A 14,253-nucleotide genomic window follows, 5' to 3' on the forward strand; every position below is an offset into this window, starting at 1 on the left:
CGGTTATAAATTTGTTCATCATGAGCTGTAATCAGACTATGCTGGAGAAAACTCATGATGAAATTGTAGCCTAATGTAAAGCTAAAGGATGTAAAGAGTCTAAATTAACCTCGCAATTGCACGAAAAAGCTTAAGCTGTAATTTTTTCGCCACGTTTAATACTGAAAAGCATAAATATAACACCTACTAAAAGTACAATCCAGCCCCACTGGAGATGAACAACTTTACCGATAAGTTTATTGGCGAAGCCATATTTGGTATAATTATTTGCCGTAAAATAAACTGCAACTACTGCTAAAACATACCAGATAGCCATTACGAAACTCATGAACCTAAAGGCACCAACTTTTCTGATAAACAGAAACAATACCGAAATGGCGATAATGGCGTAAGTGATCAAAAACAAACGCGCATCTGATTGATACAAATTCCAATTGCCTTTAATTGGCACTTTTAATATTGGGCAGAAACCTGCAATAACACATAACAAAATGCCCAACCAAGCCCTGAATTTATTTAATACTAACATATTTTTGGTTAATCGGTTAACTGTATAAATTGGTTAATAGTTTATGACACAAGTTGATGATTAATAGTTTAATAGCTAACTTGTCTGGCATTTTTTAATGACTAATGACTAATGACTAATGACTAATGACTAATGACTAATGACTAATGACTAATGACTAATGACTAATGAACTATTGCCCCTCAATAATCCCCATCTTATCTGCAAAGTGGGCACAGTAATCACGTAAATCTTCAACAATCAACGTTTCGTTTGTAGCTTTTAAAAAGCTATCGCCCATGGTTTGCAAAGTTTCGTAGAAGAAACGTTTCATCTCATCAACAGGCATATCCTTTGTCCAAAGATCTATCTTTAAAGTATTTTTATAATTGTGGTCCCAAACCGATAAAAACATCGCCTTTGCAGGCACTTTATCAGCGTTTCCAGCATCTGTGCTCTCCCAAAGTATGTTATCTGGGTTATTGCCTTCATCTAACTCAACGGTTATTTTTATTTCTGCTTTTTTCATTTTCTAATATTGATTACACCGATAAAGAGACTACATAAATTTATCGACTAATTTTTCCGGATGCAAAGATGCTTAATATTAGTTTTACTTCATCGTAGCCTTACACTACTTTTTGTAATATTAACATCAAGATTGTCGCAATGAAGATAAAGATCAATTCTACCACCCAGATCCTTTTAATATCTTTTAATGTGAACCGGAAAATCATATCTGTAATAAAGGTTACAAGAATAAGGCAACCTAAAATCAGGAGATAAAAGCCGCTCATATCCACATGGCGTGGCGCTGTGCTTTTCCCAGAAACTAAATTTACAGCGACTAATCCCAAACCAATGGCGCTAACGATATTTAAAGGCGTAATCCTAAAGTTCATCTGTGTTTATTTATTCGTTTTCAATTGTCAGATGGAGCCTTTGACAATTGAAATAATTATTTAGAAAATTAATAATTATTTCGATTGTGTCGGGTTCATTACTTTTTCTTATCGAATTTTTTACCTTTTTTAAAAGTCTTTACCTGCTTACCAGCCTTTGCTTTAGCTTTTTCTCGTACCTTTTTCTCTATCGCAGCAGCATGCTTTTTCTCATGGAAAGCCCCTTTAAAATCAGGGTCTTCCTTACGTTTCTGCATATCGATCTCCTTCGCAATATGCTGACGCTCCTCGTAAGGCGTTTCATCTATGAAAACACCTTCGGGAATTTCGGCCACTGGAATATATTGGCGGATCAATTTTTCGATCTTGCGGATATAATATTTTTCGGCATCCGTTGCAAAGGTAATCGCATCACCTTTGGCAAAAGCCCTACCGGTACGGCCAATACGGTGTACGTAATCTTCTATAATGATGGGCACATCGAAATTGATCACATGACTTACATCACTTACATCAATACCCCTACTTGCCACATCTGTAGCCACTAGCACCCTGACATTACCTTCTTTGAAACTATTTATGGAGTTAATTCTGGTGTTCTGTCCTTTATTGGCGTGGATTACACGAACATTCTCAGCACCATATCTGCGCTCAATAAAACTGTAAATATTATCGGCAACGGTTTTTGTTTTACAGAAAATGATCAGGCGGTTAAAAGCCTCATCATTCTTCAACAAATGCTGCAATAGGTTAATTTTCGTTTTGAAATTCGGAACGTAATACAAAGTCTGCGTTACGTTTGCTGCAGGAGTTGCTTGCGCAGATGCCTCAATCACAAGTGGATTATTCAAGAAATCCCCTGCAATTTTCTGCACTAAATCGCTCATGGTTGCCGAAAACAATAAATTTTGGCGTTTACGCGGAACGATTTCCAAAATCCGGTGTATTGAGCCAATAAAGCCCATATCCATCATTTTATCGGCTTCATCCAGTACCAAAAATTTTAGGCTCTGTGTATTAATATCACCAGCTAAATATAAATCCAGGAACCTTCCGGGTGTAGCAATCAGGATATCAACCCCTTTTGCAATTTGCTCTTTCTGTGTCTTTGGACCGATTCCCCCAAAAATTACCAATGAACGTAAATCCGTATAAGTAGAAAACAACTTTACCTGCTCGGCAATCTGCATGGCCAGTTCGCGTGTTGGAGATAGAATTAAAGCCCTTGGATTATCGCCCTGAGCATATTTCAATTGCATTAAAATTGGCAAAACAAAAGCAGCGGTTTTTCCTGTACCAGTTTCGGCAATACCGAAAATATCCTGTCCGGATAATACTGGTGCAATTGCTTTTTCCTGTATCGGCGTGGCAACGGTATAACCTGCATCGGCAACTGCATTTAAAATTTGCCTGTTTAACTTAAATTCTTCGAACGATTTTGCCATAGCGCACAAAGATAGTGATTAAGGTTGACGGTTAGAAGGTGTAAGGCAGAAGGTTTCGAATCATTCTAAAATGTAAGACTTCTTTTTATAAGATAGGTGTAAAGCAATTTCAGTAATTCTTCGGTTCCGGCAGCCCTGCCATCCGTTTTATCCCGATGAAAATCGGGATGCCCACTACTATCAGGTTTATTTAACCAAAAACAGTAGCATAAAACTCAATTTCCCCTATCCACAGTATCAAATCTTGATACTTGATACTAACTACTTAACACTAAATTACTACCTTTGAAACCATGAATACTTACCTGATAAAAGCTGCCACAATTGTAAATGAAGGACAAAAAATTGTTGCCGATGTATTGATAAAAGGTGGATTGATAGCCAAAATCGGCCAAAATCTATCTGCACCTGATGCGCAAGAAATTAATGCAGAAGGGCAATACCTTTTACCAGGGATGATTGACGATCAGGTACATTTCCGCGAACCAGGTTTAACCCATAAAGCCGATATTTTTACCGAAAGCATGGCCGCTGTAGCCGGAGGTATTACTTCTTTCATGGAAATGCCCAATACTGTACCCAATACCTTAACACAGGATTTATTAGCTGATAAATATGAAATTGCTGCCCAAACTTCGTTAGCGAATTATTCATTTTATATGGGGGCGAGTAACGACAATATTGAAGAGGTTTTAAAAACCGATCCTAAAAATGTTTGCGGAATTAAGGTCTTTATGGGTTCATCAACTGGGAATATGCTGGTGGATAATGAAAAAACCTTAGAAAACATTTTTAGTAAGGCACCGATATTGGTAGCTACCCACTGTGAAGATGAAGCAACCATCCGCCATAATCTGGCCGAATTTAAAACCAAATACGGCGAAGATTTAACGATAGAGATGCATCCTTTAATCCGCAGTGCGGAGGCCTGTTATAAATCATCATCATTGGCGGTCGAACTGGCTAAAACTTATCAAACCCGCTTGCATATCTTACATATTTCTACTGCAAAAGAAATAGCACTATTTGATAATATTACCGCGCTAAAGGATAAAAAAATTACGGCTGAAGCTTGTGTGCACCACCTTTGGTTTAACGATAAAGATTACGCTTTAAAAGGAAATTTCATTAAATGGAACCCTGCGGTAAAAACCGAAGACGATCAAAAAGGCGTGCTTAAAGGCGTCCTTGAAGATTATATTGATGTAATTGCAACAGATCACGCGCCACATACATTAGCAGAAAAGCAGCAACCTTACAGTCAAGCTCCATCTGGTGGACCTCTAGTTCAACATGCATTACCAGCCCTGTTAGAAATGCATTTGCAAGGCAAAATATCTTTAGAGAAAATTGCCGAAAAAACGGCACACAACCTGGCTATCTGTTTTGATATCGAAAAACGTGGTTTCATCCGCGAAGGCTACTGGGCAGATTTAGTGCTGGTAGACCTGAAAGATTCCTGGACAGTAACCAAACTTAATAATTTCTATAAATGTGGTTGGAGTCCATTCGATGGAGATACCTTCCAGGCAAGCATTACCCACACTTTTGTATCAGGCAATTTGGCTTATCAAAATGGCAAATTTACGACCGATCAGATTGGAAAACGCCTAACCTTTGCAAGGTAGATTGTTTAGCTTAACTTATTTGCGACGAAAGAAATAATGAATTCATCTTTGTATTTTCGCTGAAAGCTGTATTACTTGTTATGACTACTTTCAATCCTCCCATCAAAGCAAGAACAACAAAAGAACTCCTTTTAATTGTAGGTGCCCCAGATGAATGGAATGAGATCGCTTTATTAGAGGCCCAATCTGAGCTCGCTTTAAGAAAAGTTAATGAATTAGAAATCAAACAGGCTAAACACTCATCAAAACAAAAAGCCAGATTAGAAGAATTAAAAAGAGCAAAAGAATCGTACTCAGTTTTTGATTTTATTTTTGAGCCTATAACTTTTATCGAAATTATTTTTTCTTGGGAATTAAAAAAAGATGGATACCTTAGAAAAGCAGAACAGCAGCGATGGTTTAGAAAAACACTACTAGTCTTGTTGCTTGCAATATTATTGTTTTTTATAATCTACAAGTGATTTAATGTCATCTAAAAAGTTAGGGCACTCCAAAACGTTTATCATTGCAACAGCAGCCTTTTTAGTTTTTCTGCTTGGATTAAGCGAGAGTTTAACCGAAAAAATTTACTCCAATAATCTTTATCCTATAATTTCTAAACTACTAAGATTTTTAAGCGCCCTGTTCCCTTTTGCAATCGGCGATGTACTCTACATCCTATTAGTTGCTTGTTTATTGTGGTATTTTTTTAAAATCTTCAAAAAGTATCGTGCAAAAGAAATCAATTTAAAACAGGTAGGGATAAAATGCATCAACCTTATTTTGGCACTCTATCTTGTTTTCAAACTAAGTTGGGCCTTAAATTACTCGCGACCAGCAATTGCAAAAAAATTGGGTATAGCTGATGAAAAATATAATACTGCCCAACTGGTAACTTTAGGTAAATACTATCTCATTAAGATTACTTATTTAAAGCTTAAGATAGATAGTATGAACAGCAGACCAAAGCAATATTCGGTTGCAGCTTTGTCTAAAACAGCAACACGAAGCTATCAATTCCAAGCTGAGCAAAATACTGTTTTTAACTATACCATACCAAGCGTAAAAGCATGTTTATTTGCCAATTATGTGGCAAAAAGTGGCATTGAAGGTTATTACAACCCATTAAGTGGGGAAGCCAATATAAATATGAACTTACCTCCTTTCATTTTGCCTTTTACCATTTGCCATGAAATTGCACATCAAACGGGTATTGCCAAAGAAGATGAAGCCAATTTATTAGGTTATATTACAGCCATCAAAAGTGACGATATCAATTTCCAATACGCTGGTTATTATTGTATGTTCCGTAGTATTTTATGGGAAATCAGGATGAAATCGCCTAACGATTACCAAATGATTTTTGATCGTATTGCACCAACAGTATTGGCTGATTTTAAGACGGAAAACCAATTTTGGTTAAAGAATAATTCTGATATGTCGAAATATATGAGTGTAGCTTTTGATCGGTTATTGAAACTAAACAACCAGAAAAAGGGAATTGATAGCTATCAGGATATTGTGCTCTGGTTATACAACTATCATAAAAAAGATTTAGAAAAAACCTTATCCCGCAGTTCATCAGAAAGTTGGATTACTAAACATCCCCAACGTAATTAGTCATATCTTCAGTTACAATTATCAACTCACAGTTGTTTATAGAAGACGCCGAACCGCAAACTGAACTACCCGTGAATGGCTTCTCTGTTTCCAAAACTCTGAATCAATTCCCCTTCAAAATCTAACCATTCTTTCCAGCGTTTATCTACATCAACATCAGTACTGTATTTACGTGCAAAATTTAAAAATGTAGTATAATGTCCGGCTTCCGAAACCATCAGTTCGTGGTAAAACTTGGCCAGTTCCTGATCTTTTATATTTAACGAAAGTACCCTGAAACGTTCGCAACTCCTGGCTTCAATCATTGCCGCAAACAATAACCGATCAATAAAAGCCATATTCCGGCTTCCGTCTTTTTTGCTAAATTTTACCAAACGACCAACATAATCATCTTTTCGCTCTCGGCTTAAAGTATAACCCCGTTTTTTTATAATTTCAATTACCATCTGGAAATGCTGCATTTCTTCGATGGCAATCGCTGTTAATTCATCTACAAGATCCTGATGCTCGGAATTTTGAGTAATTAAAGTAATGGCATTGGTTGCCGCCTTTTGTTCACACCAGGCATGGTCAGATAAAATTTCTTCTAAATTTGATTCCGCAATATTTGCCCAACGTGGGTCTGTCAATAATTTTAATCCTAACATGTAGTGCTTGTAATTGAGCTGCAAAATTAAGAATATTTAAGATACGTTTAATATTCCCCACACATTTAAAAGATGATGCAGATTTTATATTTCACTCCGCGAAAATCACATTTATCTACGAGAGCCAAAAAAAAGAACTTATTTTGCAGGTAAATGAATACAAGCGCTAAGAAATTATTAATTATTGGATTTGTTTGGCCCGAACCCACTTCATCGGCAGCGGGCACGAGGATGATCCAATTGATTGATTTATTTCTGTCTAAAGGTTATCAGATTAATTTTGCATCGGCAGCATCAAAAAGCGATTTCAGTTATGATTTTAGTAAGACAAGTGTTGTTGAGCAACAAATCAAACTAAACGACGAAAGTTTCAACGTATTTCTGAAAGAATTAAATCCCGAAATGGTACTGTTCGATCGCTTTATGGTAGAAGAGCAATATGGCTGGCGGGTTCAGCAGGAATGCCCTAATGCACTTAGGATTTTAGATACCGAAGATTTACATTGTCTGAGAAGTGCCCGACAGCAAAGCGACAAAAAAAAACAAGTTTTAGATTTATTTTCAGATACGGCCAAAAGAGAAATTGCTTCAATTTTACGCTGCGATTTATCTATAATGATTTCGGAAGTGGAGATGGATATACTGAAAAATCAATTCAAAATTGATCCTTCACTGATTTATTATTTACCATTTCTCGAAGAAGAAATCGATCAGCAGGTTATCGAAAAATGGATTCCCTTTGAAAATCGGGCAGATTTCGTTTTCATTGGCAATTTCCTTCATGAGCCCAATTGGAATACCGTTCAGGTTTTAAAAACCAAGATCTGGCCAGTACTCAGAAAAAGACTTCCAGGTGCGAATTTGAATATATTTGGATCTTATCCCTCGCAAAAAGTGCTGCAACTAGACAACAAAGGCGAAAAGTTCTTAATTAAAGGAAGAGCTTTAGATGCTAAGGAAACCATTGCTAAACATAGAATATTGCTCGCCCCTATTCAGTTCGGTGCAGGTGTAAAAGGTAAATTTATTGACGCCATGCAAGTAGGTACCCCATCGGTAACCACATCGGTCGGGGCAGAAGCCATGAAAGGCAATTTAGATTGGAACGGTAGCATTGAAGATAATTTAGAGTTATTTATTGATGAAGCCGTAAAGTTATATCAGGATAAAAACTCCTGGCAAATTGCACAACAGAATGGCGTACAGATCATTAACCAAAGGTATTCCGCTAAATATTTTACAGATCAATTCATTAAAGAAGTTGAAAAATTAGCTTCAGATTTAAGGGCACACCGGCAAAATAACTTTTTCGGACAGCTATTAAATCACCACACAGCACAAAGCACCAAATATATGTCGTTATGGATTGAAGAGAAGAATAGAAAGTAGTCTCTAGCCCTCAGTCAGAAGTCTTTAGTGGGGAGTTGAGTATTTTTAGTCAGAAAGTCGGGAATAGATTCTAGGCTCAAATATTTAATAGTTGTCAGTCTGAACCTGTCGAAGACCTTTATTTGCCGAAACAAAAACATTTGCCCTTCGACAAGCTACCATTGACGTTGGTTTACAAACCACTATTGATCAGAATTTTAATCGCTTTTACATTTCCATCCAGCTAGGCCATAGCAGAGTATCTCCGTTCTACTTAAACCCGGCCTAACAATTTTTTCGGGCCGCACTGTCCTAGCCGCACAACTGCCTTAAAAAGAAAAATTTTCAGCCGGCATTTTTTGTTTCTTTTTGATGCCAAAAAGAAAGAGCCCTTCGGCGGCGGCGAGCCGAGGTAAGCCCTTGGGGTATTGAAAAAGAAAACAATTGTACGTCACTCATATTGATTTTTATGGAATAAATTATCCCTCAGGGTGAGTACATTTTTTGGTATTTTCCTAATCCCCTGATCTGTGTCCCCACAGATCGAAACATTTTCGCACTCAAACAATACGATCTTTGTTAAATAAACCTGATGGTACGGATGCCGATCCTTCAATCGGCAGGAGGGACAGCAGGACTGCTGCAACCGAAGAATTGCAGAACCCTTCATTTCCTCATTATAATTCAAAACAATAAAGAATTAGAAAATGAACTTTAATCTTTACAACATTAAAACATTTCCATCTTAAAACCTTACAACATTATTGTAAATTTGCAGCCATGGCAAAAATATCAATTAACCTTGCTACAGGTTCGTTTCAAAAGGAAGAAATTATAGTTGGAATAGATTTAGGCACAACCAATAGCTTGGTGGCGTTTATCAATCCAGATAAAAATCCGCAGGTAATTAACGATGCAGGTAAAGGAATATTGGTACCATCGGTGGTATATTTTAATGGCCAGAATGAAGCCGTTGTAGGTAACGAGGCTAAAGAATACCTAACCACTGATCCTTCAAACACCATTTTTTCAGTTAAAAGACTACTTGGCCGCTCTTACAAAGATGTAGCCGAACATAAGGATATTTTCTCTTACAAAATTATCGATGATGATAGCGATGCTTTGGTAAAAATCTACGCTGGCGACCGTTTTTACACACCGATCGAATTATCGGGCGAAATTTTGAAGGAGCTTAAGGCAAGGGCAGAACATGCGCTAAAAACTCCCGTTAACAGGGCTGTAATCACTGTTCCGGCATATTTTAACGATAGTCAGCGTCAGGCCACGCGAGATGCCGGAAAACTAGCCGGCTTAGATGTAATGCGTATTGTAAATGAACCTACCGCAGCAAGTTTGGCTTACGGAATTGGTTTAGATCCTTCTCAACAAAAAACAATAGCGGTTTACGACTTAGGCGGTGGAACATTTGATGTTTCTATTCTGCAGATTCAAAATGGAATTTTTGAGGTATTGGCCACAAATGGCAATACTTATTTGGGTGGTGATGATTTCGATAGGGCCATTTTAAACTATTGGTTGGAGAAAAACAACCTTGACGTAGCCGTAGTTGCTCAGGACAATATTTTGATGCAAACCTTACGTCTACAGGCTGAGGCTGCTAAAAAAGCACTATCTACCCAGAACTTATATAACGAGCAAGTTGGTGAATTCTGGTGCACGCTTGATAAACAAACTTTTGAGCAGTTAATTTCAGCGAAGGTTGAAGAAACCATCACTGCTTGTAAAAATGCATTAAAGGATGCAGATCTATCAGCCAGCGATATAGATGAGGTAATTTTAGTGGGTGGTTCTACCCGTACACCTTTTGTAAAACAGGCTGTAGAAAATTTCTTTGGTAAAAAACCACAGGATAATATCAATCCTGATGAGGTAGTAGCACTTGGCGCAGCCATTCAGGCCGATGTTTTGGCAGGAAACCGTTCTGATATCTTGTTGTTAGATGTTACGCCACTTTCTTTGGGCATCGAAACCATGGGTGGTTTAATGGATGTAATTATTGCCCGTAACAGTAAAGTACCTACAAAAGCTGGTCGCCAATACACCACTTCAATAGATGGACAGGTGAATATGAAAATCTCTGTTTATCAGGGTGAGCGCGATTTAGTGAAAGAAAACAGAAAATTGGCTGAGTTCGACTTAAAGGGAATTCCTGCAATGCCTGCGGGTTTGCCGAAAGTAGACATCAATTTTTTACTGAATGCCGATGGAATTTTAACTGTCCAGGCGATAGAGTTACGTTCCGGTGTTAAACAAGAGATCGAAATTACCCCAAGTTATGGCTTAAGCGACGATACAGTAGAAAAAATGCTGCTTGATAGCATAGAACATGCTAAAAGTGATGTGGAGCAACGTATGCTTATTGAAGCAAGAAGCGAAGGCGAACAATTGCTTTATACCGCCGAGCGTTTTATCGAAAAACATGCCGAGCATTTAACCGAAGGAGAAATTTCAGCTACCAAAACACACATCGAAGCGCTTAGAACGGCGTTAGCTACTCAAGAAAAAGATACCATTTTGAAGAAAGCAGACGAACTGAATGAATTTACCCGTCCTTTTGCCGAACGTGTAATGGATGCGGCGATTTCTACTGCCATGAAAGGTAAGAAGATAGAGTAGTTTTCAGTTGGCAATTGGCAGTTTTCAGCCTTAGTACCTCATCCTGATCCTATGGCTATCGGATTTATTTCAGGATCTTCCTGCTATTGAGGTCAATACATTTGTTTTTTTGTTTTGAAAGCAAAGACAATGCTTATCGGTTCCGAAAGCCCCGCTTACCGCTTTATCCCGATGAAAAGATCGGGATGCTCGCTATAATCGGGTTTAGCTAACTTGGGCCAGTATAAAAAACTCAGGTTGCAGGGTGCATAAACTAAATCCCAATAATTATCTTCGGTTAAGGATCACGGCATGTACTTTTTTTTTTATATTAGCTATATCTAAATACAATCTTAAAGTGACTGCAGAAATAGGAATTCTAAATAAAAGTGCAGTTGTAATAGCGGCAGATAGTGCTGTTACAATTGGAAACGGAAGAAAAGTTTTTAACACAGCAAACAAAATTTTTCAATTAAGTTATAATGATGCCGTAGGCATTATGATTTATAACAATGCAAATTGGATGGGCATTCCACTCGAGCTCATAATAAAAATTTATAGGGATAAGATAACTAAAAAATTTTCAGAACTTGAGGACTGTGCTGATGATTTCATGCTTTTTTTAGATACCGAGTTCAAAAAACATATTGAAGAAGATATCAAAAGCGAGGTAATTGAATACAAACTATACGAATCCTTAGATATTATAACAGATTCAGTTACAGAAATAATCGATGAAAATATTAGACAGAAAATAATTACTAGACCAAAAACCGAGGACGAAGAAAGAACCTATTTTGAACAAACTTTATTAGAATATCTAGATGTCTTAACATCTAAAAAAGATTTTCCAAAATCTGCAAACCTCAAAGCCTATTCCATTACCAAGTTTTCAAAAACTTATAATACTGTTTTTGAAAAAGTAATATCTGGTTTTTTAAGTATCCAAAAAATATCAGAAAAAAACCACCTACAAACAAAAAAATTAATAGTCCTTCGTTTGTATCAAGAAATTGTATCAGAAATTAACGACGACGACGACTTTACAGGCATTGTTATAGCAGGATATGGCTTAGATGAAATATATCCATCAATAATTGATATTAGACTTTCATTTTTAATTGATAATATTATTAAAGTTGAGAAAGTTAAAAATTTAAAAATCACTAGTAATCGAACCGCTATCGTTAAGCCATTTGCTCAGAGAGAAATGGTGGACACTTTTTTCCAAGGAATTGATCCCCAACTGGATGAAAAAACAAATGAACTTCTGATAGATTTATTAGATGCTTTTAAAAATGATTTAATAGAAAAATACAAAACCAAAATTTCAAAAAACTTTTTAGAAAAGAAGTTAAGTAATCTTTTAAAAACTTTTTACGAGAAAACAGATGAAATAAGAAAGGAAATCCATATCGACCCAATAATAACAACTATTGAGGTTTTAAGGAAAGAGGATCTTATTGAAATTGCTGAGTCTCTAGTTGGCATAACAACATTAAAAAGAAAGGCAACTCTTGATATAGAAACTGTAGGAGGACCCGTTGATATAGCCGTAATTACTAAGGGTGAAGGTTTTGTATGGATTAAAAGAAAAGAAAATATCAATAAAGAATTAAATCACATTTTCTTCGAAAGGGAGATGAAAAAAATAAACAATTTATAGATGCTATTTCTAGTTAGTTCGATAGTTTATTCGAATCCAATGATATAAGTAATTTTTTCTTACCATACATCAAAAACTACCTTCCGCGTATCTATTAACTTTGTTAAAATTATTTTAACATTATGGAATTAGGTATCGGTATGTTTGGCGATTTGCAGATTAATGCAAAAGGAGAAATTCAACCCGCTCAGCAAAGACTTCAGGAAATTATAGCAGAAATAAAACTAATGGACGAGGTTGGTTTAGATTTCTATGGAATCGGCGAACATCATCGCCCTGATTATGCCGTATCGAGTCCTGAAATTATATTAGCTGCGGCAGCTACGGTTACCAAAAACATTAAATTAAGCAGCGCGGTTTCGGTTTTAAGTTCATCCGATCCGGTTAAATTGTATCAAAATTTTTCCACAATAGATTTAATTTCGAATGGCAGGGCCGAATTAATGGCTGGTCGTGGAAGTTTTATCGAGTCGTTTCCGCTGTTTGGTTATAACCTACAAGATTACGACGAACTTTATGAAGAGAAGTTAGAATTGCTCCTTAAAATAAACAAGGAGCCCAAAATCAGCTGGAAAGGTAAATTCAGACCAGAACTGAATAACCAGGAAATATTACCAAGAGCCGTAAACGACAATTTAAAAATATGGGTAGCCGTTGGTGGAACACCAGAATCAGTAGAACGTGCTGGTAGATTAGGTTTACCTGTAATGTTTGCTATCATTGGTGGTCAGCCGATACAGTTTAAGCCGCTTTTCGACTATTATAAAAGGGTTTACGAAGCTTACGGGCATGACAAGAGTAAATTTGAAGTAGGTGTGCATATGCACGCTTTATTTGGCGAAAACAGTGGTGAAGTTGCAGATTACTACTACCCGCTTTATTCTGCTCAAATGAACAGGATCGGCAAATCACGTGGTTGGGCACCTTATCAACGCAATCAGTTCGATGCTGGCCGAAGCAATAGCGGTGCTTTAATTATTGGCGATGTAAACGAATCGGTAGAGAAGATTTTAGCCATCGAAGAAACTTTTGGCTTAACACGTTTCTCAGCACACATGGATGTAGGGGGTCCATCTCACGCAGCCTTAATGAAATCAATTGAATTATTCGGGAGCAAAATTGCGCCAAAAGTACGCGAGGCTTTAAAGAAATAAATTAAGCCCCATTCTTTTTAGCGAAAATCTGCAAAAAAGAATAAATATAACAGCCTACACAAACGGCGAATAAACTCTCCAAAAGGGCAAAAACGATCATAATTGAGGTAAAAATCAGCGCTGCATTATAAAAATCAAATAGAAATACCGCGGTAATCAAAAGGCAGAATCCAAAGCCTAAGGTTGCCGCGAACTTTTTTGGGGCCAGATCTTTCATTTTCGGCGAAAGTGAAAATGCATTAGATACTTTAACGGCCATAAATTTTAGCAAACTAAATTTACCCGATGTAAATGCCCTTACAGCAAAATCAAACAGCAGGAAAACGATTGCCCAGTAATTTGAAAACACGATACAAGCAATTGCAATAGCAGCAACCATAAAGGCAATAACCCTAACTACATTTTCATTTATTCTTTCTGCTGATATTGGGCAAGATAATTCCATAGGACTAATTTTGTCCTAAATTAGCGATTAATTTAATCAGCCAATCAAAAAGCTACCCACTATAATGTCATTTAATTAGGATTAAGCTCAGAGGTGTATTGTCAATCACAGATAAAAAGAATACACAGAGATAACTCAAATACAAAAATCTGTGTTTATCTGTGCACATCAGTGGTAAAAGACGCCTAACTACATTCTAAAAGAGGTGGTAAAAGCGTTGCCTCAATTCATCACTCTAATTTTTCACCCGTTCTAAAATACATTCCTATATTTAG

General features: G+C 36.8%; 13 protein-coding genes. 7 read left to right on the forward strand and 6 right to left on the reverse strand.

Annotated elements, in window-relative coordinates; all coding sequences use genetic code 11:
* Positions 1-130: 130 nt before the first annotated feature.
* From LQ201_RS02920 to LQ201_RS02935, 4 genes are all read right to left on the reverse strand, one after another.
* Positions 131-529 (reverse strand): hypothetical protein, encoded by a 399-nt coding sequence (locus LQ201_RS02920; RefSeq protein WP_230143621.1) that lies wholly within the window; start codon positions 527-529, stop codon positions 131-133.
* Positions 530-701: 172 nt separating this feature from the next.
* Positions 702-1,037 carry a gliding motility protein GldC gene (gene gldC / locus LQ201_RS02925; RefSeq protein WP_057932380.1) on the reverse strand — a complete coding sequence of 112 codons (336 nt, stop codon included), beginning with the start codon at positions 1,035-1,037 and terminating at the stop codon, positions 702-704.
* A gap of 100 nt (positions 1,038-1,137) precedes the next feature.
* Positions 1,138-1,410: a hypothetical protein gene (locus tag LQ201_RS02930; RefSeq protein WP_230143619.1), complete on the reverse strand. Its 273-nt coding sequence runs from the start codon at positions 1,408-1,410 to the stop codon at positions 1,138-1,140.
* A gap of 98 nt (positions 1,411-1,508) precedes the next feature.
* Positions 1,509-2,855 (reverse strand): DEAD/DEAH box helicase, encoded by a 1,347-nt coding sequence (locus tag LQ201_RS02935; RefSeq protein ID WP_230143617.1) that lies wholly within the window; start codon positions 2,853-2,855, stop codon positions 1,509-1,511.
* A 293-nt stretch (positions 2,856-3,148) separates the two neighbouring features.
* Here LQ201_RS02935 and LQ201_RS02940 point away from each other — a divergent pair, with 293 nt between their 5' ends.
* From LQ201_RS02940 to LQ201_RS02950, 3 genes are all read left to right on the forward strand, one after another.
* Complete coding sequence (locus tag LQ201_RS02940; RefSeq protein ID WP_230143616.1) at positions 3,149-4,483, forward strand: dihydroorotase; 1,335 nt, start codon at positions 3,149-3,151, stop codon at positions 4,481-4,483.
* Positions 4,484-4,563: 80 nt separating this feature from the next.
* On the forward strand, positions 4,564-4,944 hold the full coding sequence (locus LQ201_RS02945) for a hypothetical protein (RefSeq protein ID WP_230143614.1): 381 nt from the start codon (positions 4,564-4,566) through the stop codon (positions 4,942-4,944).
* A 4-nt stretch (positions 4,945-4,948) separates the two neighbouring features.
* Positions 4,949-6,082 (forward strand): DUF3810 domain-containing protein, encoded by a 1,134-nt coding sequence (locus tag LQ201_RS02950; protein WP_230143613.1) that lies wholly within the window; start codon positions 4,949-4,951, stop codon positions 6,080-6,082.
* Between the two features lie 65 nt (positions 6,083-6,147).
* Here the strand turns inward: LQ201_RS02950 and LQ201_RS02955 are convergent, their stop codons facing one another.
* Positions 6,148-6,729, reverse strand: a complete 582-nt coding sequence (locus tag LQ201_RS02955) for a tRNA-(ms[2]io[6]A)-hydroxylase (protein ID WP_230143611.1) — start codon at positions 6,727-6,729, stop codon at positions 6,148-6,150.
* A gap of 153 nt (positions 6,730-6,882) precedes the next feature.
* Here LQ201_RS02955 and LQ201_RS02960 point away from each other — a divergent pair, with 153 nt between their 5' ends.
* The 4 genes from LQ201_RS02960 (at position 6,883) to LQ201_RS02975 (ending at position 13,533) form a co-directional block, all read left to right on the forward strand.
* On the forward strand, positions 6,883-8,118 hold the full coding sequence (locus tag LQ201_RS02960) for a glycosyltransferase (RefSeq protein WP_230143609.1): 1,236 nt from the start codon (positions 6,883-6,885) through the stop codon (positions 8,116-8,118).
* A gap of 759 nt (positions 8,119-8,877) precedes the next feature.
* Positions 8,878-10,734 carry a molecular chaperone DnaK gene (dnaK, locus tag LQ201_RS02965; protein ID WP_230143608.1) on the forward strand — a complete coding sequence of 619 codons (1,857 nt, stop codon included), beginning with the start codon at positions 8,878-8,880 and terminating at the stop codon, positions 10,732-10,734.
* A 337-nt stretch (positions 10,735-11,071) separates the two neighbouring features.
* Positions 11,072-12,379 carry a hypothetical protein gene (locus LQ201_RS02970; RefSeq protein WP_230143607.1) on the forward strand — a complete coding sequence of 436 codons (1,308 nt, stop codon included), beginning with the start codon at positions 11,072-11,074 and terminating at the stop codon, positions 12,377-12,379.
* Between the two features lie 122 nt (positions 12,380-12,501).
* Positions 12,502-13,533, forward strand: coding sequence for an Atu2307/SP_0267 family LLM class monooxygenase (locus LQ201_RS02975; protein ID WP_230143606.1), 1,032 nt, complete (start codon positions 12,502-12,504; stop codon positions 13,531-13,533).
* Between the two features lies 1 nt (position 13,534).
* Here the strand turns inward: LQ201_RS02975 and LQ201_RS02980 are convergent, their stop codons facing one another.
* Positions 13,535-13,978 carry a DUF4395 domain-containing protein gene (locus LQ201_RS02980; RefSeq protein WP_230143605.1) on the reverse strand — a complete coding sequence of 148 codons (444 nt, stop codon included), beginning with the start codon at positions 13,976-13,978 and terminating at the stop codon, positions 13,535-13,537.
* Between the last annotated feature and the right edge of the window lie 275 nt (positions 13,979-14,253).

Origin of the sequence: Pedobacter sp. Bi126, from assembly GCF_918698245.1 — a bacterium.
GTDB lineage: Bacteria > Bacteroidota > Bacteroidia > Sphingobacteriales > Sphingobacteriaceae > Pedobacter.